The 22548-nt window shown below is 74.2% G+C and carries 18 protein-coding genes; 7 read left to right on the top strand and 11 right to left on the bottom strand.

The window, feature by feature from the left end; all coding sequences use genetic code 11:
* Positions 1-377 precede the first annotated feature (377 nt).
* Positions 378-857: a VOC family protein gene (locus JS756_RS06750; protein ID WP_205382020.1), complete on the top strand. Its 480-nt coding sequence runs from the start codon at positions 378-380 to the stop codon at positions 855-857.
* 217 nt (positions 858-1074) lie between these two features.
* On the opposite strand, the gene JS756_RS06755 is transcribed toward JS756_RS06750, so the two are convergent.
* A complete protein-coding gene (locus tag JS756_RS06755; protein ID WP_205382021.1) occupies positions 1075-1974 on the bottom strand; it encodes an aminoglycoside phosphotransferase family protein in 900 nt (299 codons plus the stop codon).
* Between the two features lie 100 nt (positions 1975-2074).
* On the bottom strand, positions 2075-3082 hold the full coding sequence (locus JS756_RS06760) for a zinc-binding alcohol dehydrogenase family protein (RefSeq protein ID WP_205382086.1): 1008 nt from the start codon (positions 3080-3082) through the stop codon (positions 2075-2077).
* Positions 3083-3250: 168 nt separating this feature from the next.
* Between JS756_RS06760 and JS756_RS06765 the strand changes: the two genes are divergently transcribed.
* Together JS756_RS06765 and JS756_RS06770 are read left to right on the top strand one after the other, a co-directional pair.
* The gene (locus JS756_RS06765) at positions 3251-4051 is read left to right on the top strand and encodes a VOC family protein (protein WP_205382022.1); all 801 of its coding nucleotides are present in this window, start codon (positions 3251-3253) and stop codon (positions 4049-4051) included.
* 47 nt (positions 4052-4098) lie between these two features.
* Positions 4099-4815, top strand: coding sequence for a ribonuclease H family protein (locus JS756_RS06770; protein ID WP_205382023.1), 717 nt, complete (start codon positions 4099-4101; stop codon positions 4813-4815).
* 34 nt (positions 4816-4849) lie between these two features.
* On the opposite strand, the gene melC2 is transcribed toward JS756_RS06770, so the two are convergent.
* Together melC2 and melC1 are read right to left on the bottom strand one after the other, a co-directional pair.
* Complete coding sequence (gene melC2 / locus JS756_RS06775) at positions 4850-5674, bottom strand: tyrosinase MelC2 (protein ID WP_205382024.1); 825 nt, start codon at positions 5672-5674, stop codon at positions 4850-4852.
* 33 nt (positions 5675-5707) lie between these two features.
* Positions 5708-6079 carry an apotyrosinase chaperone MelC1 gene (gene melC1 / locus JS756_RS06780; RefSeq protein ID WP_205382025.1) on the bottom strand — a complete coding sequence of 124 codons (372 nt, stop codon included), beginning with the start codon at positions 6077-6079 and terminating at the stop codon, positions 5708-5710.
* A gap of 349 nt (positions 6080-6428) precedes the next feature.
* Here melC1 and JS756_RS06785 point away from each other — a divergent pair, with 349 nt between their 5' ends.
* The 4 genes from JS756_RS06785 to JS756_RS06800 all read left to right on the top strand — a co-directional run bounded on the left by JS756_RS06785 (position 6429) and on the right by JS756_RS06800 (position 11585).
* A complete protein-coding gene (locus JS756_RS06785; protein ID WP_205382087.1) occupies positions 6429-7640 on the top strand; it encodes an FAD-dependent monooxygenase in 1212 nt (403 codons plus the stop codon).
* A gap of 73 nt (positions 7641-7713) precedes the next feature.
* Positions 7714-8697 (top strand): aldo/keto reductase, encoded by a 984-nt coding sequence (locus tag JS756_RS06790; protein ID WP_205382026.1) that lies wholly within the window; start codon positions 7714-7716, stop codon positions 8695-8697.
* A 168-nt stretch (positions 8698-8865) separates the two neighbouring features.
* The gene (locus tag JS756_RS06795; RefSeq protein ID WP_240203398.1) at positions 8866-9291 is read left to right on the top strand and encodes a DUF6328 family protein; all 426 of its coding nucleotides are present in this window, start codon (positions 8866-8868) and stop codon (positions 9289-9291) included.
* A gap of 845 nt (positions 9292-10136) precedes the next feature.
* Complete coding sequence (locus JS756_RS06800; protein WP_205382028.1) at positions 10137-11585, top strand: serine hydrolase domain-containing protein; 1449 nt, start codon at positions 10137-10139, stop codon at positions 11583-11585.
* Here JS756_RS06800 and JS756_RS06805 read toward each other — a convergent pair.
* The 7 genes from JS756_RS06805 to JS756_RS06835 all read right to left on the bottom strand — a co-directional run bounded on the left by JS756_RS06805 (position 11577) and on the right by JS756_RS06835 (position 22396).
* Positions 11577-13118 (bottom strand): serine/threonine protein kinase, encoded by a 1542-nt coding sequence (locus JS756_RS06805; RefSeq protein ID WP_205382029.1) that lies wholly within the window; start codon positions 13116-13118, stop codon positions 11577-11579. The genes JS756_RS06800 and JS756_RS06805 overlap by 9 nt on opposite strands.
* A gap of 140 nt (positions 13119-13258) precedes the next feature.
* Positions 13259-14590, bottom strand: coding sequence for a CAP domain-containing protein (locus tag JS756_RS06810; RefSeq protein ID WP_205382030.1), 1332 nt, complete (start codon positions 14588-14590; stop codon positions 13259-13261).
* Between the two features lie 483 nt (positions 14591-15073).
* Positions 15074-15607: a DUF732 domain-containing protein gene (locus JS756_RS06815; RefSeq protein ID WP_205382031.1), complete on the bottom strand. Its 534-nt coding sequence runs from the start codon at positions 15605-15607 to the stop codon at positions 15074-15076.
* Positions 15608-15735: 128 nt separating this feature from the next.
* A complete protein-coding gene (locus tag JS756_RS06820; RefSeq protein ID WP_205382032.1) occupies positions 15736-18684 on the bottom strand; it encodes a helix-turn-helix transcriptional regulator in 2949 nt (982 codons plus the stop codon).
* A 231-nt stretch (positions 18685-18915) separates the two neighbouring features.
* A complete protein-coding gene (locus JS756_RS06825) occupies positions 18916-19266 on the bottom strand; it encodes a UBP-type zinc finger domain-containing protein (protein WP_205382033.1) in 351 nt (116 codons plus the stop codon).
* Positions 19263-20723 carry an ATP-binding protein gene (locus JS756_RS06830; RefSeq protein WP_205382034.1) on the bottom strand — a complete coding sequence of 487 codons (1461 nt, stop codon included), beginning with the start codon at positions 20721-20723 and terminating at the stop codon, positions 19263-19265. Before JS756_RS06830 ends, JS756_RS06825 begins: the two co-directional genes overlap by 4 nt.
* Entirely contained in the window at positions 20720-22396 is a 1677-nt protein-coding gene (locus JS756_RS06835; protein ID WP_205382035.1) for an NAD(P)/FAD-dependent oxidoreductase, read from the bottom strand. The genes JS756_RS06830 and JS756_RS06835 overlap by 4 nt, the downstream gene beginning before the upstream one ends.
* Between the last annotated feature and the right edge of the window lie 152 nt (positions 22397-22548).

The raw sequence follows: 22548 nt of genomic DNA on the forward strand, positions 1-22548 counted from the left end.
CCGGTGCGTGCTCCCGGTGTGCCGGCCGGAAGCCCTCGTACGGGATGTACTCGGGCTTTCGTCCGGTGCAGCGAGAGTGCGTGCCGGGCGTCGCGACGGGGCGAACGTTGCCTGGTGCGGCGACTAGTTGTCGCGTCCCGGGCGACGTCGGCCCGTCGTGATGCCCGGGACGGCGTCCCCGCCGTGCCTCGAACGGGCGGTAGTCGCCCGCGACGGTCCGCGTGCCGCGCCGTCACCGGGCCGCCCGGCGTGGCACGGGCGGCCCGGTGACAGGGCCGTCCGGGTGCATTCCGGCCGACTCCGCGGCGAGCGATGAGTTTCGGGGACCGTCCCGGTCCATACACATGACCGGCGTCCCGTTCCCCCAGGAGGTACTCATGACCGCCGACGGATTCATCACCTGCCTCTGGTTCGACGATCAGGCGGAGGAGGCCGCCCACCACTACGTCTCGATCTTCAAGAACTCCAGCCTCGGCGAGGTCACCCGCTACACGGAGGGGGCCCCGCGCCCCGCCGGTACCGTGCTGACGGTCGAGTTCACGGCCAACGGGCAGAAGTTCGTAGGTCTCAACGGCGGCCCCGAGTTCACCTTCAACGAGGCCGTCTCCTTCCAGATCCTGTGCGACGACCAGGAGGAGATCGACTACTACTGGTCGAAGCTCACCGAGGGTGGTGAGCCGGGCCCCTGCGGCTGGCTGAAGGACAAGTACGGCGTCTCCTGGCAGGTCGTCCCCAAGGTCCTCATGGAGATGATCGGCTCGGCGGATGCGGACAGGGCGACCCGCGCCATGGGGGCCATGCTCGCGATGGGCAAGCTCGACATCGCCGCGCTGCAGAAGGCGTACGCGGGGGAGTAGCTGCAGCCGCGCCGCGCGGGTCCCGCCCCGGTCCGCAGCGCCTCCGGGGCCCTCGCGTCGCGCCCGACCGCGATCGGCCCCGCACACGCGAGGGCGGGCGGGCCCGCCGGCCGGGGGCAGGCCCGCGCGGATCTCGCGGGGCGCCGTCGAACACCTCGACGTATGCCGGAAATCCAACCGAGTGATCACGTTCGAGGCGCTGGTCGGGCGCCGGACCTCAGAGATCGTGCCCGGATCCGCTCCGGGCGGACTCCGCGAGGATCTCCCGGATCACGTGCCGCGAGTTGTCGGCGAGCGGCGGGTTCGTCCGCCAGTAGTACGGCAGGGCGATCAGCGCGATGGACAGCGCCCAGCCGCGGCCCCGCGCCCACTCGGCGTCGTCGCAGCCCACGGCCTTGCGGAAGGTACCGCGCGCCGCGGCGGGCAGCAGGTTCCAGGCGACGATCAGGTCCACGGCCGGGTCGCCGACGCCGGCCGTGGCGAAGTCGATCACGGCGCCCAGTCGGCCGTGCTCGACCAGGACGTTCCCGGGCGACAGGTCGCCGTGTGCCCAGACCGGCGGCCCGTCGTGGGCGGGAGCCCGCAGCGCTTCCTCCCACAGGGCCGTCACCGCGTCGGCGTCGACCCGTTCCCCCAACTCGGCGACGGCCGCGCGGGTGGGCTCGTCGCGCCGGGCCAGCGGCACGCCCCGGGAACCGCGCGGTGCTCCGGACGTGTCCACCCCACGCAGCGCGGTGACGAAGGCACCCAGGTCCTCGGCCAGCGGGCGCGGCTCCTCGACCGCCCCGGCCTCCGGATTGCGGCCGTCCAGCCAGCGGTAGACCGACCACGGCCGGGGGAAGGCACCGTCGGGCCGGCCGTGCCCGATCGGCTCGGGTACGGCGGCCGGCAGCAGCGGTGCCAGCCGGGGCAGCCAGCGCTGCTCGTGCGCCACGTCCTGGACGGCACCGGGACGCCGCGGCAGCCGCACCACCAGGTCCGCTCCCAGCCGGAACATGGCGTTCTCGGTCCCCGAGGAGGGAACACGCTGCACGGGCAGCGGTCCCCAGTGCGGGAACCGGTCGGCGATCAGCCGGGAGACGAGGGCGGCGTCGAGTTCGATCTCATCCGGATGCATTCTCTGTGCGCACACACCCTTCATGACACCGGATCAAACCGCCCGCGTCGAAGCGCTTTCCGCCGCCGGGCCCGGCAAGCCCCGCGCTCCGCGCCCTCTGTCACGTCACGTCGTCCACCAGCACCGCGGCCCCGTCGAACCGCCCCTCCTTCAGGTCGGTGAGGGCCTGTACGGCATCGGAGAGGGGGTAGGGGTGCGTGGTGGCGCGGACCCCGTGGCGGGCGGCGAGGGAGAGGAAGTCGCGCGCGTCCTCCCGGGTGTTGGAGGTGACGCTGCGGATCTCCTTCTCGTAGAAGAGGTCGCTCTCGTAGTGCAGGGGCGGCACATCGCTCAGATGGATCCCGGCGATCGCGAGCACCCCGCCCCGGTCCAGGGCCCGCATCGCCACGGGGACCAGATCGCCCACCGGTGCGAAGAGGATCGCGCTGTCCAGCGGCTCGGGCGGCATGTCCCGCGCGCCGCCGGCCGAGGCGGCACCCAGGTCCAGCGCGAGCCGCCGTGCCGCCGCGCCCCGGGTCAGCACGTGCACCGTGGCGCCCTCGGCCAACGCGACCTGTGCGCACAGGTGCGCGCTGCCCCCGAAGCCGTACAGCCCCAGCCGTCCGCCCGGCGGCACAGCGGCCCGGCGCAGCGCCCGGTAGCCGATGATGCCCGCGCACAGCAGCGGTGCCGCGGCCACGTCGTCCAGGCCCTCGGGCAGCCGGTGGGCGTACGCCGCGGGGACGGTCGTGTACTCGGCGTACCCGCCGTCGGCGTCCCAGCCCGTGTACCGCGAGGCGGGGCAGAGGTTCTCGGCGCCGCGCGTGCAGTAGGCGCAGGCGCCGCAGGTGTGCCGCAGCCAGGCCACGCCCACCCGGTCGCCCGGCGCGAAACCGGTCACCGCGGCCCCGAGCTCCGCCACCTCGCCCACCACCTCGTGGCCGGGTGTGACACGCTGCCGGTGCACCGGCAGGTCGCCCTCGACCACGTGCAGGTCGGTCCGGCACACCCCGCACGCCCGCACCCGTACGAGCAGCTCGCCGTCGGCCGGCTGCGGGACCGGTTTCTCCACGAACTCCAGGGCACCCTCCGCCACCGGCCCCGGGGACGCCACCGTCCACGCCCGCATCGTCCTGTCCGCCATACCGTGCCTCGCTTCCCCGGAGAACCGCCGAGAGCCGTCGCCCTCCGCCCTTCAAGTCTGGAACGCACCGGCGCCCTCGGCGCGCGCTTCGTGCCGCTCCTGGCTAGCGTGAGGGAGGGGGACGACCCACCGCACCGGAAGAGGTTCGCAGTCATGGCCGCACCATCTGAGGGAACCCCCTGCTGGGCCGACGCGATGTTCACCGACCTGGAGGCTGCCAAGGACTTCTACGGCGAGGTACTGGGCTGGACCTTCGGCGAGGCTTCGTCGCAGTACGGCAATTACACCCAGGCCTACGCGGACGGCAAGGCCGCCGCCGCCGTCGTCCCGCCGATGCCCGGCCAGGAAGGCCAGTCGCAGTGGTGCCTGTACTTCGCCGCCACCGACGCCGCCGCCGTCGCGGGCCGCATCCGGGAGAACGGTGGCGAGGTCCTGATGGAGCCGATGCAGGTCGGCGAGTTCGGGACGATGTGCCTGGCTCGCGAGCCCAGCGGCGCCGTCTTCGGCGTGTGGCAGGCGGGTACCCACGAGGGCTTCGAGGCCCCTGTGCAGACGCCGGGCGCGTACTGCTGGGCCGAGGTCTTCACCCGCGATCCGGACCGGACCGACGCCTTCCTGTCCGCCGTCTTCCCGTACACGGCGAAGCAGATGCAGGACGACGGGATGGACTTCCGGCTCTACGACCTGGACGGCAGCACCGTCCTCGGCCGGATGAGGATGACCGACGACTTCCCGCCCGAGGTCCCTTCCTACATCAACGTCTACTTCACCGTCCCCGACTGCGACGAGGCGGTCGCGACGGCGACGAAGCTGGGTGCCGTGCTGCGCTTCGGCCCCATGGACAGCCCCTTCGGCCGGTTCGCCGCGCTCAGCGACCCGCAGGGCGCCAACTTCTCCGTGATCGACGTCACGACCACGGCCGGAGAGATGCCGCAGACCACCGACGTCCCCTGACCGCCGGGCGGCGGGACCGCCCGGCGGCGGGACCGCCCGGCCATGGCATGATCGAGTCCATGCGTGAACAAGTGGTGGCCGCGTGCGACGGGGCATCGAAGGGCAACCCCGGACCGGCGGGCTGGGCGTGGGTCGTCGCGGACGAGGCGGGGAGCGCGGAGCGCTGGGAGGCGGGGCCGCTCGGCCGCACCACCAACAACGTCGCCGAACTCACCGCCCTGGAACAGCTGCTGGCGGCCACCGACCCGCAGGTGCCGCTGGAGATCCGCATGGACTCGCAGTACGCCATGAAGGCCGTGACCACCTGGCTTCCCGGCTGGAAGCGCAACGGATGGAAGACCGCCGCGGGCAAGCCGGTCGCCCATCAGGAGCTCGTCGTCCGCATCGACGAGCTGCTCGCCGGCCGCTCGGTGGAGTTCCGCTACGTGCCCGCGCACCAGGTCGACGGAGACCCGCTCAACGACTTCGCGGACCGGGCCGCCAGCCGGGCCGCGAGCGTCCAGGAGGCCGCGGGCAGCGCGCTCGGTTCCCCCGAACCGCCGCCCGCCCCCGATGCCCCGGCGTCCCGGCCCGCTCGCCGCAGGGCCCCCGGCAAGCGGGCGGGCACGGCCTCCGGATCCGCGCAGTCCGCCGGGGCCACGCGCACGATCAAGGCCAAGTTCCCCGGCCGCTGCCAGTGCGGCCGCGCTTACGCGGCCGGCGAGTCCATCGCGAAGAACGCCCAGGGCTGGGGCCACCCGGAGTGCCGCACGGCCGGCGCCTGAGCCCGCCGCCCGTCCCGGCGCGGCCCGCGCGCCGTCAGTCGGTGTCGAACGTGTAGTGCGGCGTGTGGTCCAGCAGGTCCGCGGGGCGCACGTCGTTCCACGGCTTCATCGTCTCGTACAGGTCGACGACGTCCCGCGTCCCCCCGTCCGGCACGTACCCCGACCCCGGGTGGCGTCGCTGCCACTGCGCCCACAGCTTGTCGACGAAGGCGTGGTGCAGCCAGAACACCGGATCGTTGGGGGAGGCCCCGGTCGCCATCTGCCCGCCGACCCACACGTGGACCCGGTTGTGCAGGTTCACCCCGCGCCAGCCCTCCAGGTGGTTGCGGAAGCCGTCCGAGGCGCTGTTCCACGGGGCCATGTCGTACGTCCGGATGCCCAGCACCGACTCCACCTCCGCCCGGGTCGGCAGCCCCCACCCGCCGGCTCCCAGGGACCGGCGCAGATAGGTGCGGCCGTCCACCCGCACGTTGATCTGCCAGTTGCCGGCCGCGGCGGCGAACGGGCCGTCCGTCACCCGCCCGTCGCGGCTGCGTCCGTCACCGCCGAGGAAGTCCGGTGCCCACAGCGAGGAACGCGCGGTGCGGTCCGCCGTCCAGTCCCAGTACGGCAGCGCGACCGAGGCGTCCACCGACTGCAGCGCCCGCTCGAACTCCAGCAGGAACCTGCGGTGCCAGGGCAGGAACGACGGCGAGCGGTGTCCGGTGCGCTCGCCGTAGTCGGTGTCGGACATGACGAAGTGGTTGTGCGTGGTGACGAAGGCGTCGTAACGCCCGCTGCGCTTCAGCTCCAGGACGGCGGCGACGAAGCGGCGCCTCTCGTCGGCGGTCAGGGTGGCCTGGTTCTTGCGGACGGTCATGGCTGGTCGGCTCCAGGGATGCGTGGGTGCTGGTCAGTTGACGGGAAGCGGCAGCAACTGCGCGCCCTGCAGCTCGTCGACCGCGGCGCGGGCGGCGGCGCGCGGGGTGGCCACCGGGTCGTAGTGGCTGACGACGCTGATCCAGCTGCCGTCGGCGTTGCGCATCACATGCAGCTCCACCTCGTCGACGAACACGGCGTAGCCGCCGCCGTGGTGGTGGCCGCCCCCGGCCACCGGCCGGCCCGCTATGCGGCGGCCCCGGTAGACCTCGTCGAAGGGGGCGGGGGAGTCGTGCGGGTGCTCGGTGGCGTGCGCGGGCGGCGCGGCGAGGGTCTGCGCACCCGCCGCCGTGGCGGCGAGGGCGGCTGCGGCGGTGAGCGCGCGGCGACGGCTGAGTTCCGGCATACGGGACCTCCGGGGGACGTGGTCGACAGGTGATGCCGCATGCCTATCGAGACCACCGGGACCGGGAGAAATCGCCCCCGTCCGGATCGCTGCGATCAGGACAATTGAGTACATGTCATACAGAGTTGAACCAAGGTGATCTTGCTTCGGCCGTCGGTCCGAGGCTGCCGGAAGGGGCAATTCCTTCCCTGTACGGCGACGTTCGGGGTGGACCTTCGCCGCCGGGCCCCGCCCTCGTGACGCGGCTCACGCCGCGGAAATGACGCGAAACGGGAGGCGGATGCATCGGCCCCGCCGCTGATACCCTGCGTTTCCGTACGACCGCGTTCTGTGACCATTGGGGGTGTCTGTGAAGGTCGCCTGCGTCGGAGGCGGACCCGCCGGCCTGTACCTGTCCATCCTGCTGAAGCGGCAGGATCCGTCCCGCGACATCACCGTCCACGAGCGCGGCCCCGAGGGGTCGACCTACGGATGGGGCGTCACCTACTGGCAGGGACTGCTCGACCGGCTCCGCGCCCACGACCCCGAGTCCGCCCGCGCGATCGCCGAGGCCTCCGTGTGCTGGAACGAGGGCGTCGCGCACGTCCGCGACCTGAGCACCCGGCACCAGGGCGACCAGGGTTTCGGCATCGGCCGCCACCGGCTCCTGCAGATCCTCGCCGAACGCGCCCGCTCGCTCGGCGTGCGGCTGGAGTTCGAGCACGAGATCACCGAACGCAACGTCCCGGCCGCGGACCTCGTCGTCGCCGCCGACGGCGTCCGCAGCGCCCTGCGCACCCGGCACGCCGACCACTTCGGCACCGATGTGCGAGCCGGCCGCAACTCCTACATCTGGCTCGGCACCGGCAAGGTCTTCGACGCCTTCACGTTCGCCTTCGTCGAGACCGAGCACGGCTGGATCTGGTGCTACGGCTACGGCTACGGCCCCGACCGCAGCACCTGCGTCGTCGAATGCGCCCCCGAGACCTTCACCGGCCTCGGCCTGGACCGGGCGAGCGAGGCCGACGCCCTGGCCCTGCTGGAGAAGCTGTTCGCCCACGTCCTGGACGGCCGTTCCCTCATCGGCCGCTCCCCGGCCGACGGCAGCGCCCCCTGGCTGACCTTCCGCACCCTCACCAACCGCACCTGGCACCGCGGCAACCTCGTCCTGCTCGGTGACGCCGCCCACACCACCCACTACTCCATCGGCGCCGGGACCACCCTCGCCCTGGAGGACGCCATGGCCCTGGCCGGGGCGCTGCGCGAGCACGGCGACCTCTCCCGGGCGCTGCCCGCCTACGAGCAGGAGCGCAGGGCCGCACTGCTGCCGGTGCAGAGCGCCGCCCGCTACAGCGCCCAGTGGTACGAGAACCTGCCCCGCTACATCGAGCTCCCCCCGGAGCAGATGTTCGCCCTGCTCGGCCAGCGCCACTCGCCCCTGCTGCCGTACGTGCCGCCCCAGCTGTACCACCGGCTCGACCGGGCGGCCGGGAGGCTGGAGGCACTGCGCCGGCTCAAGCGCTGGCTGGGCCCGAAGGTCGCCCGAACGGCCCACGCCCGCGCGCTCACTTCCCGCAGATGAATCCGGCCGTCCCGGCGAACGCGCGGAACGGCCCCTTCCGCTGCGCGGCCGGGCCGGGTGTCAGACTGGGCGCATGGAAGAGCGCGCATTCGACAGGTGGGGTCAGCACGCCTCCGTCGTCGGTCTCGGCACGTGGCAGCTGGGAGCCGACTGGGGAGACGTCGACGACAAGGCGGCCCTCTCGGTGCTGGAGGCGGCGGCCGAGTCGGGGGTGACCTTCTTCGACACCGCCGACGTGTACGGCGACGGCCGCAGCGAGCAGGCCATCGCCACCTTCCAGAGCAGCAGGCCCGACCTGCACGTCCTGGTCGCGACCAAGATGGGCCGCCGCGTCGACCAGATCCCGCAGAACTACGTCCTGGACAACTTCCGCGCCTGGAACGACCGCTCCCGCCGCAACCTGGGCGTCGACCGCGTCGACCTGGTCCAGCTGCACTGCCCGCCCACCCCCGTCTACTCCTCGGACGAGGTGTACGACGCCCTCGACACCCTGGTGGCCGAGGAGCGTGTCGCGGCCTACGGAGTCAGCGTCGAGACCTGCGCGGAGGCGCTCACGGCGATCGCCCGGCCGAACGTGGCGAGCGTGCAGATCATCCTCAACCCCTTCCGCATGAAGCCGCTGCGGGAGGTGCTTCCGGCAGCCCGCGCGGCGGGGGTCGGCGTCATCGCCCGCGTCCCCCTCGCCTCCGGCCTGCTGTCCGGCAAGTACACCAAGGACACCGTCTTCGCCGCCGACGACCACCGCACCTACAACCGGCACGGCGAGGCCTTCGACGTCGGCGAGACCTTCTCCGGCGTCGACTACACCACCGGCGTCGACGCGGCGGCCGAGTTCTCCGCCCTCGCCCCCCGCGGATACGCCCCCGCCCAGCTCGCCCTGCGGTGGATCATCCAGCAGCCCGGTGTCACCACCGTCATCCCCGGTGCCCGCACCCCCGGGCAGGCCCGAGCCAATGCCGCCGCCGCCCGGCTGCCGGAACTGGACGAGGCCACGCTGGCCGCCGTCCGGAACCTCTACGAGCGGCGGATCAAGGACCAGGTCGAGAGCCGCTGGTAGAACGGAGGAACTCCGATGCCCGGCGACGATCGGAACCCGCCCGGACGGGGAACCCGTCCGGGGGAGGAGACGTCGCCGGCGCCATCAGGAGGAGACGTGTCGGCCACCGGAGCACGGCCGGGCAGGCGCACCGGACGCGACGAGACCGAAGAGGAACGCGCGGACCGGATGTGGGTCGAGCTGATCCAGGAGGTCCGGGTCGCCCAGACCGGCGTGCAGATCCTCTTCGGCTTCCTGCTCACCGTGGTCTTCACGCCGCGCTTCCTCCAGCTGGAGGACGCCGAACGGTCGATCTACATCGTCACCGTGGTCCTCGGCGCCTGCGCGACCGGGGCCCTGATCGGCCCCGTCTCCCTGCACCGGCTGGTCGCCGGGCGCCGCGTCAAACCGCAGGCCGTGCGCTGGGCCGCCAAGCTGACCGTGGTCGGCCTGGTGCTGCTGCTGGCCACCATGGCGTCCTCGCTGCTGCTCATCCTGCGGGTGGCCACGCACGGCGCCTTCGTGCCGTGGCTGGTGTCCGCAGTCGTCGCCTGGTACCTGCTGTGCTGGTTCGCTCTGCCCCTGTGGGCGCGGCGCCGCCACACCACCCGGTGACGCGGCGCGCGCCCCTCGCACGTGGTAGCCGGCCACACGTCCGCGTCCGGCAGTTCGACCTCCTGACCGGGGGCGAGTTCCTCGAACTGCGGGACGAGACCGTCGTCCGCGGCCCGGTCCCACGCCCGGTGGTGGCGCACGACCCGCTCGGCCGAGCACCCGTCCGGCTCCGCGCACTCCTTCGCCGAGACCTTCGCCGTCTCCTGCGCACCCGGCCCGCCCGGGCGCACGCTGCGCGCCACCCTCAGCACGAAGACGCAGCCGCCGGTGCGCGCCTGGGCCCCGAACGCGCGCGTCCGGCGCGACGCTCGGGACTCGGGGCGCGGGGACGGGAGACGTCTCGGACGGGACGGTCGCCAGGGTCGCGGCGGACTCTCCCCGGAACTGGTCGGGATGCCGGGGCGCACGCGCGCAGCGGTGCGTACGGCAGCGGGTACGGCGGTGCGGTGCAGAAGCCCATATCGGCACAACCGGGACAACCCGCGTTCCGGCGGCGACGCCGTCGGCCCGGTCCCCGAACGCCGCACCCGCACAGGACGCCCGGCCTCGGGCGCACTCGGCGGTCCGGTCCTGGAACGCGGGCGCGAACTGCTCGACGGACGGCGGTGGACGACCGCCTCCCCTTCGCGGATCTCCGCCCACCCCAGGCCGGAACTGCTCGCGGTCCTGACGGGCATGGACATCGCGTCAGCCCTGCGTGCGCGACAGGCGAGCAGGCGACCTCACCTGCCGCGGACCCCGAGTCCACCGAGCCCGGCGGGCCGCACACCCACGGCCGGACGACCGCGGTGCCCCGGGCCGGAATCCGATCGCTCTCCCGCGGTGCCGCAGGGGAGGGTGGACGCATGACCGCGCGCCCGCTGCCCGAGAGCACGCCCGCCGCCGAGGGAGTGGACGCCCTCGGTGTGCACGCCTTCCTCGACGCCCTCGAAGCCGACCCGCAGATCGCGCCGCACGGCCTCCTCGTCCTCCGCCACGACCGGGTCGTGGCCGCCGGCTGGTGGGCGCCGTACACCCCCGGCCGTGTCCAGCTGCTGTACTCCCTCAGCAAGAGTTTCACCGGCTCGGCCGCCGGCCTGGCTCAGGCCGAGGGGCTGATCGACCTCGACGCTCCGGTGGTCTCGTACTTCCCGGAGTTCGCGGCGGACATCACCGACCTGCGCAGCCGCGCCGTGCGCGTCCGGCACGTCGCGTCGATGGCCGCCGGGCACACCTCCGAGACCCTCCAGCGGGCGCTGGCGCTCGATCCGCGGGACCTCGTCCGGGGTTTCCTGCTGCTGCCGCCGGACCGCGACCCGGGCGCCGTCTTCGCCTACAGCCAGCCCGCCACCTACGCCCTCGCCGCGATCGTGCAGCGCGTCACGGGACAGTCCCTGACCGAGTACCTGCGGCCCCGGCTGCTGGAACCGCTCGGCATCGCCCAGGCGTTCTGGCAGCGCGACCGGGCCGGGCGCGAACAGGGCTTCAGCGGACTGCACGCCACCACCGACGCCGTGGCCCGGCTGGGCCAGCTGTACCTCAGGGGCGGCCGGTGGCAGGGACGGCAGCTGCTGCCGCGGGAGTGGGTGTCCGAGGCGACCCGCGAGCAGATCCCCACCGCACCCCACCTCGCCGAGCAGGAACGCCGGGACTGGGACCGCGGCTACGGCTTCCAGTTCTGGATGTCCCGTCACGGCTGGCGCGGCGACGGCGCGTTCGGCCAGTTCTGCCTGGTCCTGCCCGAGCACGACGCGGTCGTCGCACTCACCTCCGAGACCGTCGGCATGCAGGCGGTGCTCGACCTCGTCTGGGAGCATCTCCTGCCCGCGTTCGGCCCCGCTCCCCTGACGGGCCGCGCGAAGGCGGACACCGCACTGCGGGAACGGCTCGCCGCTCTCGCCCTGTCCGCGGCGCCCGGCAGGCACGCCCCGCCCGGGCGCGGGGACGACTGGTCCGGCACCCCCTTCACGCCGCGCGGCGGCACCTGCCCGGACCTGCCCGGCCTCACCGGTGCCGCACTCACCGGGGACGGGCGGGGCTGGACACTCACCCTCACCGAGGACGGTCACCGGCTGCCGTTGCGGATCGGGCCGGACGACTGGACCGTCACCGAGGACCCCCTGCCGGTCGCGGTGAGCGGCGGGTGGACCGACGCCGGCACCCTCACCCTGGACGTCGCCGTCCTGGAGACCCCGCACCGTCTGGAGGTCACCTGCTCCCTGCCGGAGCGCACCTTCACGGCGCGCTGGCGAACGGCCCCGCTCGGCCCCGGCCCGCTCCGCTCCCGGCGCGCACCCCGGGCAGCCTCAGCCTGACGGCGGGCGGAAGGTCCGCAGAGCCGTGTCCAGGGCCTGCCGTTCGGCGGCCCCGGTCCACTCGGCGGCCGGGGCGGTGAAGCGCAGCGAGTAGCCGCGTCCACCGCCGACCAGGAAGCCCCTCCCGAAGGTCCGCACCTGCTCGCCGTCGACGGAGGCGATCCACTGCATGTCGGCGGCAGCATGGTCCTGGTACGTCGTGGCGCGGATCTCGCCGATCCGCCGGTAGCCGCCCGCCTTCTTCAGCCCCGGCTCGACGTCCTCCCGCCATACGGCGACCGGGTCGGGGCCGACCCGTTCGCTGTAGGTCACGGCGAGGGTGCGGGGGTCGTCGTCGGCACCGAACACCACCCGGTAGGCGAGATCGGACACGCGCGTGGTGCGCAGCCGCCGCCATGTGTCGGGCAGCGCCACCGAGAAGCCCTCCGGCGCGGCGTAGGTGCGGAACCCGGCCGGAGGCGTGGTGGGCGAGGCCGGGGACTTCGTGCTCGGCCGGACCGGGGCCGACGGCGCTGCGGGCCGGCGGGGCGGCGGTTCGGCCACCGTGCCGCCGGGTGTGTGGACGGTGGCGGCCAGGACGGCGGCGGCGACGGTCACGACGGCCAGTGCCGTCCCGAACGCCATGGCCCGCCCGCGCCCCGTGCGTCCCGGCCGGGTCACGGCGCGGTAGGCGCGACGCAGCCGGGGCACGGGTGCCTCGGGCGGGGCCTCGTCCTCGTTCAGCACCCGGGTGAGGGCCTCGCGCACCGCCGTACGGGTCAGCCGCTCCCGCGAGTTCTTGCGCAGCAGCCCCCGCACGGTCTGCGTGAGCGGCCCGGCCCGCACCGGAGCGCGCAGCGGCAGCCGGTCCACGCCCCTCAGAGTGGTCTCCGGCCGGTCCCGGTCGCGGAACGGCGGTCGGCCCTCGACCATCGTGTACAGGATCGCGCCCAGCGCCCACAGATCGGCGGCGGGACCGATCCGCTCGTCCCGCGCCTGCTCCGGAGAGGCGTACGAGGGCGCCGCCATGCGCGGTGCCAGCGTGGCGCCCGCCAGTCCGAAGCCCGCCACGAGCACCGGGCCGTGTTCCCGCACGAACACCTGGCCGGGGCTGAGCTCGCCGTGCGTGATGCCCTCGTCGTGCGCGGCCTGCAGCACGTCGAGGATCTCCAGACCGATGCGGGCGGCCCGCACGGGGTGGAACCCGACCCGCTCGCCGAGGATCTCCCCCAGTGCGGGCCCGTCGACGGCCTCCGTGACGGTCCACAGGCCTCCCTCCGCCACGATCGCGTCGACGACCACGGGGATCCGGCCCGGGCACAGGCGCACCATCGTCTCCGCCATGCGGAGCACCCGGCCGGTGATGCGGCGCGCCCCCTCCTCGTGGGGTGTGTCGGGCCCCGTCGGCAGGCCTGTCCGCGTCACCAGGCAGGGCCGCCCGGCCTCGACGTCCTCGCCGGACCAGCAGACGCGGTTGGTCTCCCGGTGCACGACGCGCAGCAGCCGGTATCTGCCCGCGATCAACTCGTCTGCGGGAACGGGCACGTCGGCCATGGCCACCTCTCGCTGAACCCCCGGCTCTTTGCCATGGGTACGGGGAGCGCGGCGGCCGGTGTTCAACGAGCGATACGTAACCGTGGGTAAGCTCCTGGCCGGTCGGCGGGTTTCCGCCACCACGGAGCACCGCCGCGGCGTCAGGCGCCGAAGAGCTGTGTCCAGTACGTGCCGGACGGCCCGCCGCCGGCGAAGCCCACACCGATGTGGGTGAACGCCGGGCGGAGGATGTTGGCGCGGTGGCCGGGGCTGTCCATCCAGCCCGCCACCACCTCGGCGGGGGACCGCTGGCCGCACGCGATGTTCTCGCCGATCGTGCCCCGCGTGGAGCCCGCCGCCGCGGCCCGGTCCCTGGGGCGCGTCCCGTCCGGAGAGGTGTGCGCGTGGTACGCCCGGGCGGCCATGTCCGCGCTGTGGGCCCGCGCGGCGGCGGCGAGCCGAGGATCGGCACTCAAGGGCCGCAGGCCCGCACGCGACCGCTCCCGGTTGGTGAGGTCGGCGACCTCGGCCTCGGTCCGCGCCAGCCCGTCCGGTGTGAGCGGCGCCGCCCACACCGCCGTCCAGTAGACGTCGCCACCTGCGGCGCACCGGCCCAGACCGACGTGTGTGAAGGCCGGATCGTGCAGTGCACGGCGGGACTCCTCGCCGCGCAGGCAGTACGCGACGAACTCCTGCGCCGTGCGCGGACCGGAGACCAGATGCTCGCCGACCGTGAGGTAGGCGTAGCCGGCCGCGGTCACCCGCTGGTGGACAAAGACCCCGTCCGCCCCCTCGGCGCAGAGCCGTCCGGCCCTCGCCATCGCGCGGGAGTGCGCCCGGGCGGCCGTGGCGAGCCGCGTGTCGGTGAGAACCGGCCGGGACCCGGCCGTGGCGCGGGCCGCGTTGACCGGGACGAGGAAGTCGTCCCGGACGGACGAGCCGGCGGGTGCGGGCGAGGTGCCGCTCTTGCGTGCCGACGGCGCCGCAGGTGCGGCGGCGGGGGCCGGGCCGGTGTCCTCGACCACGTCCACGCCGAAGTCCCGTGCGAGCCCCGCCAGTCCGTCGGCGTACCCCTGGCCCAGTGCGCGCAAGCGCCATGCGGTGCCCCGCCGGTAGATCTCCGCCAGCAGCAGCACCGTCTCCGGGCCGGGCGACGGGGGAGCGAACCGCGCGAGACCGCACCCGCGCGCGTCCGTGATGCTCAGCACGGGTATCGGCAGCCGTCCGAGCGGTGTGCCCGGCCGGGCGGAGCCGACCGCCACCGTCACCCGGCCGGCACCGGCACGCAGCCGCGCCGGTTCGATCCGCAGGGTCTCCCCGGCCAGCCGGGCTCCCGGGGCGGACGGCTGGTTGTAGAAGACGAAGTCCCGGTCGCCGCTGACCTTGCGCCCGTCGCCGGTGACGAGCGCGCAGATGTCGAAGGGGCCGGGCACCCGGAGTACCAGGACACCGCCCGGGAGGGGCACATGGGCCCCGGGGACCAGCTCGCTCATCCTGCCGCCCTGGTGCAGATCGGAATCCTGTCCCGACAACGGCCGGCGGAACGCACCGGTTCCCCCTGGGAGCACCGGGGGTGGCGCCGGGGCGTGCCTCCGGGCGCGCAGCATTGTGGTGTGCACGCGCGTTGCCGGAGGTGGCGGTCAGTGCGGTGGATGCGGCGGCCGTCCTCGGAGGGAAACGCGTAGGTGCGGCGGCCCGGCAGGCGCCCGTGTGCCCGAACACCGGGACCCCGCAGGGCAGGTCGCGCCGGCGCAGCCCGAGCCCGAACACCGTGGTGGGTCCCGGCGGGCACCCGGCGGCGCATCTCGGCCAGGCGCGCGGGCGAGGTCGGCCGGCCGCGGAGCAGGGCCGGGGAAGGTGTTCAGGCCCCGGGCGCTGGAGATGACGTCGCCGCGCTCCGCGCCGAGGACGCCGTCCGACGGGTCGCGTCGACCAGGATCCCGTCGGCAGCGCACCCGTGGCGTCGGGTCGCTGGATCAGAAGTCGGGGCACAGGTCGGCGTGCACGGCGTCCACGATCCGTGCGGCCTTGGCCTGCCCGAAGCCGTCCGGGTGCCCGGGGGAGACGAACCGCTTCTCCGCCTCGGCGATCTGCCGGTTCCGGTCGTCCGGGTGGTCGTGGAGGGAGCGGCACTGTGCGCGGCCCCGGTCCACGGCCCCGTCCTCGTCGTCGTGCACGATGTCCGGGTCGATCGCGGTCAGGGCCCGGACGTAGGCGGCCTCGCCGTTGGCGTCGGGACGCGGCGGCAGTCCGGCCGCCGTCTCCCGGCCCGCGTCCGAACCGGACTCACGGCCGGTCGGCGTCCCGGTCGCCTTCCGCGTGGAGTCCGCCCCGCCCGCCGGGCGGGCGGCGGGAGAGCCGGAGGCCGTGGCGGACGCGGACGCCGATTCCGGCGCGCGGGAGGTGGTCGCCGCGGGGGCCGCGGCGGGGTCGTTCGATCCGCAGGCGGTCAGTGCGGCGAGAGCGAGGGCGCAGGACGCGAGCGTCACTGCGGTGGAGCGGTGGTTCACGGGTCTCCTGGGACGGTCCTGGTCGGGGCACGAGTGCCGAGATCCGTGAGCGTATGAGGTGCTTGTATGCCCATGGGGTGGCTCATGCCTCCATGAGGGGGCGCACGGGAGCGAAATCGGCGTGCGTATCACCCGGGCGCGCTCGGCGGGTCCGTCAGCAGTCCTTCCCGGTGCGCGACGGCCACCGCCTCCGTACGACTCGCCGCCCCCAGCTTGGCCAGAATGTTGGACACGTGGACGCTGGCCGTCTTGCCGCTGATGAACAGCTCCTCGCCGATGCGGCGGTTGCTGTGGCCCAGTGCCAGCAGCCGCAGCACCTCCCGCTCACGCGGCGTCAGCACCGAGGCGTCCCGCTCGGCGGAACGGTCCCCGAGCCGGCCGTGCCGGACCAGGGCGTCGACCCGCTCCCTCAACGGTGCCGCACCGAGGCGCTCGGCCGTCTCCCGCACCGCACGGGCCGCCTCGGCCGCCTCCGCCCGCCGCCCGGCGACGGTCAGCGCCTCGGCCAGCCCCAGCCGGCAGCGCGCCTGCTCGTAGACGTCCCCGAAGTCGAACGCCGCCACCGCCTTCTCCCAGGCTCCCGTGTCCGGTCCGGACACCGCTCGCACCCACTCCGCCTCCGCCCGCGCCAGCCACGCCTGCCCCTCGGGCCCCTGCGGCGGACCCGCCGTGCTGTGCCCGGCCGCGTCCCGGGCCAGCTCCACCAGCTCGGACGCGGTCTCCACCCACCGGTCCGCCGCCCCGTCCCCGGACCGGCGCAACGCGGCAGCCCGGTCCGCGACCGCCGTCAGCGCGAGTGCGGCCAGCCGCACCGAGACGTCCGGGCGCCGGCCTCCCTCGTCCGACAGCGCCGCGACCGTGGACCGCAACCGCTCCACCGCCGCCCCGGCATCGCCCCGCAACGCCGCGGCATCCGTCAGCACGATCCCCGCCACCATCGTGGCCAGCCAGTCGAACGGCCCCGCCAGCAGGGCCCGAGCCCGCTCCTCGGCCGTCGTCTCCCCCCGCGCCAGCGCCACGTACAGCGCCGGCCCCGCCGTGAAGCCGCCCGACGCGGGCAGCGCCGCGGCATCGGCCTCCGCCGTCCCCGCGCACTCGTCCCACCGGCCCAGCGTGTACAGCACCAGCAACCGCAGGTACCGCATCTCCAGCGGATACGGCGACGACAGCAGGCCGGCCCGGCGGGCCCGCTCCAGCCCCTCGGCCAGCCACGGCAGGCACTCCGGTAGATCCCCCGACTCGAAACAGCCGATCGCGATCTGGAACAGCCCCCGCATCTCCACCGGCGCGTTCCCCGCCCGCCGGGCCAACTCCCGTGCCTCCCGCAGCCGCTCGCGTCCCTCCGGTGTGCGCCGCGAACCGCCCTGAAGTCCCGTCAGCGAGATCAGCAGATCCGCCTCCGCGTCGAACACCCCCAGCTCCTGAGCGGCACGCAACGCCTGACGGGCCACCCGGAGCGCCGCCTCGTTCTCCCCGACCTGGCGGGCCGCCAGCACATGCGTCGCCGCCGCCCACAGCCACGTCCTGGTCGGCGGCTCGGCGGGGATCAGCTCCAGCGCCTCGCTGCTGTGCCGGAAGGCGGCGGCGAGCGAGTCGACGCCCAGCAGGTTCCCGGCCAGTGTGTACCGCACCCGCGCGGCGAGCTCCGAGTCCGCGTCCGCGCCGATCCCCGCCAGCGCCGCCCGGGTCAGCGCCACCGCGCGATGCCCGTCCCCGGCATGCGCGGCCGCCGCCGAGGCCCGCAGTGTCAGCGTCACCCGGTCCAGCCCCGCGTCGGTCGGACGCCGGTCGGCCGGTACCACCGACCACAGGTCCAGCACGGCCTCCAGGTGCCGCAGCTCCTCCGCCGGCGCCCCCACGCTCCGGGCATGACCGGCCGCCGCCAGCGACGCGGCGAGCGCCTGCGGCAGGTCGTGGCTCTCCCGGTAGTGGTGTGCCCGCTCCGCCGCGTACTCCGCCGTGCCGCCCCGCTCGCCGAGCAGCCGCGCGAAGGTCCCGTGCAGCCGCGCGCGTTCACCAGGGAGCAGATCGGCGTAGACCGCCTCCCGGGCCAGCGCGTGCCGGAAGGCGTACGTGCCCTGCCCGCCGGCGACCAGCAACTGCCGCCCGACCGCCTCCCGCAGCGCCGACTCGAGCTCCTCCTCCGGCAGGCCCACCGCCGCGCGCAGCAGATCGTGCTCCACCCGCCGCCCCGCCACCGCCGCCGTACGCACCACCTGCTGAGCGGTCTGCGGAAGCTGCTCGAACCGGATGAGCAGAACGTCCGCCAGCCCACTGGGCAGGCCCCCGGCCTCCGCGCCGGCCGCGAGGAGCTCCTGCGCGTAGAAGGCGTTGCCCTCGGCGCGCTCCACGATCCCGCGCACCGTCGCCTCCGGCAGCGGCCTCTCCTCCAGCGCGCACACCAGCCGCGTCACCTCCGCATCCGCCAGCGGACGCAGCTGAAGCCGCTCCACCGCCGGCAGCCGGACCAGCTCGGCGAGGACCGGCCGCAGCGGATGCCGGCGGTGCAGGTCGTCCGAGCGGTACGACGCGATCACGGCCAGCCGGCGCCCCGGCCCGCCCGCCGCCGGCTGCAGAACACCCCGGCTGAGCAGGAAGCGCAGCAGATCGCGCGAGGACTGGTCGGCCCAGTGCAGGTCCTCCAGGACCAGCAGCAGCGGCATCACGTCCGCCGCCCCGGCCAGTAGCCCCGCCACGCCTTCGAACAGCCGCAGCCGGCCACCCGGGTCGCCGCCCGGTTCCGCGCCACCGCCCAGCAGCCGCTCCACGACCGGGTGCGCGGCGCGGACCTCCATGAAACGCTCGTCGGCGGCGACCTGACCGAGGATCTCCGTGAACGGCAGGTACGGCAGACCCACGTCGCCGAGATCGACGCAGTGACCGGTCAGCACCGCCATGCCGGACTGCCCGGCCAGTCCCGCCGTCTCGTCCAGCAGCCGTGTCTTGCCGACACCGGCGTCGCCCGACAGCAGCACGGCACGGGGGTCGGCGGAGCGGGCGCGGGCGAGGACGTCGGCGAGGTGGGCGAGCTCCTCGGCGCGGCCTATCAGGGGCGGTGTGAAAGCGGTGTGCGGCACATGACCATTCTCAGGGGTCCGCCGCCCCCGCGGCCCCCGGAGCCGCGTCCGCGGCCGGGCGGCAGGTGCCGTTCGGCACACGGCACCGGGCACGGCGGTACGGACGTCTCCTCCGGCCGGCCGCGCGGGGCCGCGCCCCCCTGGGCGCCCCGTACGACGGTCGGCGATCCGCGGCACCGGACGCCCCGGGCCCGGCACGGCCGTCCGCGCGCGCCGGCGGCTCCGCACCGCTCAGCGCAGGGTGCGCGCCCAGTCCGCCGGTACGCGGCCCGCCGGCCCCGGGGCGGGCTGGTCCGCGGGGCGGCTGTCGGGCGGTGCCAGTTGCGGGCCGCTCTCGTACAGCTCGTTCGTCGCGTAGTCCCAGAACCAGGCCTCGCCCGGCTCGAAGCTCTGCACCAGGGGATGTCCGGTGCTCGTGTAGTGCGCGGTGGCGTGCCGGGCGGGGGAGCTGTCGCAGCAGCCGACATGGCCGCACTGCGCGCAGCGCCGCAGGTGGAACCACCATCCTCCGGCCGCCTCGCACTCCAGGCAGCCGGTGCCGCTCGGTGCGACGGTGGGGTCGATCGCCTCGGCGTCGGTCATACGGCCTCCTCGGGCGGGCTGTCGGGATCCGCGGCCGTCAGGGGGAGCAGGACCCGGAAGCGGGTGTCACCGGGTTCGGACTCGACCTCGATGCCGCCGTGATGCTTGTCGACCACGATCCGCCAGGAGATGTCGAGCCCGAGGCCGGTGCCCTCGCCCACGGGTTTGGTGGTGAAGAACGGGTCGAAGATGCGGCTGCGGATCTCGGGTGCCACACCCGGGCCGGTGTCACCGAACTCCACCACGAGCCGGTCGCCGTCGAAGGCGGTGCGGACGGTCAGGGTGCCCTCGCCGCCCGCGTCGTCGATGGCGGCGACCGCGTTGTCGATCAGGTTCGTCCAGACCTGGTTCAGCTCCGCCGGGTAGGCCGGCACCTTCGGGAGGGTGCGGTCGTACTCCTTGACGACCACGATGCGTCGTCCGATCTTGCCCGACAGCATCAGCAAGGTGCTGTCGAGGAGTTCGTGCACGTCGGCGACCTGGTAGGGGGCCCGATCGAGCTGCGAGTACTGCTTGGCCGCGTCGACGAGGTGGGAGATGCGGGCGGTGGAGTCCTCGATCTCGTCCATGAGGAGCTCGGTCTCGACGGTGTAGTTCAGCCAGCCGATCGCGCCGGGCAGCATGTCATCGTCCACGGCCGCCGCCACCTGTTCGAGCCAGTCGACGTCGAGTCCTGCCTGCACGAAGGTCGGGGCGAGCCGCCAGCCCTCCGCAAGACCGTGGTCGTCGAGCCAGTCGGTGAGCAGGTCCTCCCGGTCGGAGGCCTCCAGCGGGCTCAGCGCGGGGGCCTTGCCGACCCGGTCGGCAGTGCGCTCCTGGATCTCGATGAGGTCCGCGAGGCACTCCCGGTCGTAGGTGCCGGAGGAGATCACCGCGAGTTTGTGCCGCATCTTGGCCACGCGTTCGCGCAGGGTCGCCGTGGCGCGGACGGCCGCCGCGGCGGGGTTGTTGAGTTCATGGGTCAGGCCCGCCGACAGCGAGCCCAGGGCCAGCAGGCGCTCGCGCTGGCCGATGGCCCGCTGGGTGTTCTTCGTGCCGAAGAACAGGCCCTCCAGCAGGTGGACCGCCATCGGGAACCACTCCTGCATCACGGACGCGAAGGTGTCGGCGGGCAGCACGAAGAACCGGGTCGGTTCCGTCACGCGCATCGAGCTGTTGTACACCTGCCGGACCCGGTCGCCGAGATAGGCCTGCATGGCACCGGCGTACACGCCGGGCTGCGAGGTGCGGTTGACCTCGACGTCGTCGCCGCCGACCCGCCGGGACAGCACCACCGTGCCCTCGATCATGACGTAGAAGCAGGTGGCGGGGTCCCCCTCGGCGTACACCGGACCGGGGTCGAACATCTCGACCCGTCCCTCGCCGCACAGCCGCCCCAGCTGCTCGGGCGCCAGTTTCTCGAAGAGGAACAGCGACCCGATCTCCGCGGGGCTGCACGGCGCCGGACGGCCGCTCACGACTGCTCCAGGTACCGGTGCACCAGCATCACGGCCATGGCTCCCTCTCCTACGGCGGACGCCACCCGCTTGGCGGACGCGGCGCGCGCGTCGCCGGCGACGAACACGCCGGGCACGCTGGTCTCCAGGTGGTACGGCGGGCGGTCCAGCTCCCAGTCGGCCGGCGGGCGTCCGTCGGCCGTGAGATCGGGGCCGGCGAGGATGAACCCGCGCTCGTCGCGCAGAACCGTCCCGCCCAGCCACTCCGTCAGCGGGGCCGCGCCGATGAACACGAACATCCAGCCCGCGTCGACCCGTTCGTCCCGGCCCGACGCCACGTCCCGCAGGGTCAGCTGCTCCAGGTGGTCCGTGCCGTGCGCCGCCTGCACCACGGTGCCCGCGCGGACGGTGATGTTGGAGGCCTCCTCGATCTGCTGGACCAGGTAGTGCGACATCGACGCCGACAGCGAGGTTCCGCGCACCAGCAGCGTCACCGACTTCGCGACCCGGGACAGGTACATCGCGGCCTGGCCCGCGGAGTTGGCGCCCCCGACGATGTACACGTCCTGGTCCTGGCAGGACGCCGCCTCGGTCAGCGCCGACCCGTAGAACACCCCGCAGCCGGTCAGGTCGGCGCAGCCCACGGCCTCCAGCTGCCGGTACTGCACACCGGTCGCGAGGATCACGCTGTGCGCGGAGACCGCGGAGCCGTCGGAGAAGCGGACCGTGCGGGCGGCGCCGCCGACCTCCAGGCCGGTCACCTCGCGCGCGGTGAGGATCTCCGCGCCGAACCTCGTCGCCTGCCGCCGCGCGCGGTCGGTGAGCTGCGCGCCGGAGACGCCGTCGGGGAAGCCGAGGTAGTTCTCGATGCGGGAGCTCTGGCCTGCCTGGCCGCCCGTGGCGGACCGTTCCACCAGCACGGTGCGCAGACCCTCGGAGGCTCCGTAGACCGCCGCGCCCAGCCCGGCCGGGCCGCCGCCGATGACGACCAGGTCGTAGAAGTCGGCGGTGGGGGTCGTGGCCAGACCGACGCGGGCGGCCAGTTCGGGGGCGTCCGGTTCGATCAGCGTGCCGCCCTCGGGCGTGATCACGAGTGGCAGCCGCTGCCCGTCCTGCCCGGCCGCGGCCAGCAGCCGCCTGCCCTCCGGCTCCTCGGACGAGTACCAGCGGTACGGCACCTGGTTGCGCGCCAGGAACTCGCGCACCTGCGACGAGCGCGCCGACCAGCGGTGGCCCACGACCTTGGTGCTGGGCACCGGCCGGAAGTCGCTGCACCGCCAGGCCCGGAGCAGATCGTCCAGGACCGGGTACAGCTTCTCCTCGGGCGGGTCCCAGGGCTTGAGCAGGTAGTGGTCGAGATCGACGACGTTGATCGCGTCGATCGCCGCGTTCGTGTCCGCGTACGCGGTCAGCAGGATCCGGCGGGCGCCGGGATACACGTCCATGGCCTGTTCGAGGAACTCGATGCCGTTCATCTGCGGCATCCGGTAGTCGGCCAGGATCACGGCCACCAGGTCGCCGCGCAGCTTCAGTTCGCGCAGCGCCTGGAGTGCGGACTCGCCGGACTCCGCCCGCACCACCCGGTACGACTCCCCGTAACGACGCCGGAGATCACGAGCCACGGCGCGGGAGACCCCCGGGTCGTCGTCCACGGTCAGGATGACGACCCGCGCTGTGTCGGCGGCCTGTGGCATGTGTCTCCCACCCCGGGCGGTCCGGCGGCGCGGCAGGTCTGCCGCGGCTTCCGCCGACGCCGTGCCGGCTCGTGGACCATCGTATGTTCGATCCTCCCGCTCCGCTCGGGTATGCCCGGGCCCGTCCGGCCGTGGCGCGGTGCCCGCGCCGG

The organism is Streptomyces actuosus (assembly GCF_016921115.1).
GTDB lineage: Bacteria > Actinomycetota > Actinomycetes > Streptomycetales > Streptomycetaceae > Streptomyces > Streptomyces actuosus_A.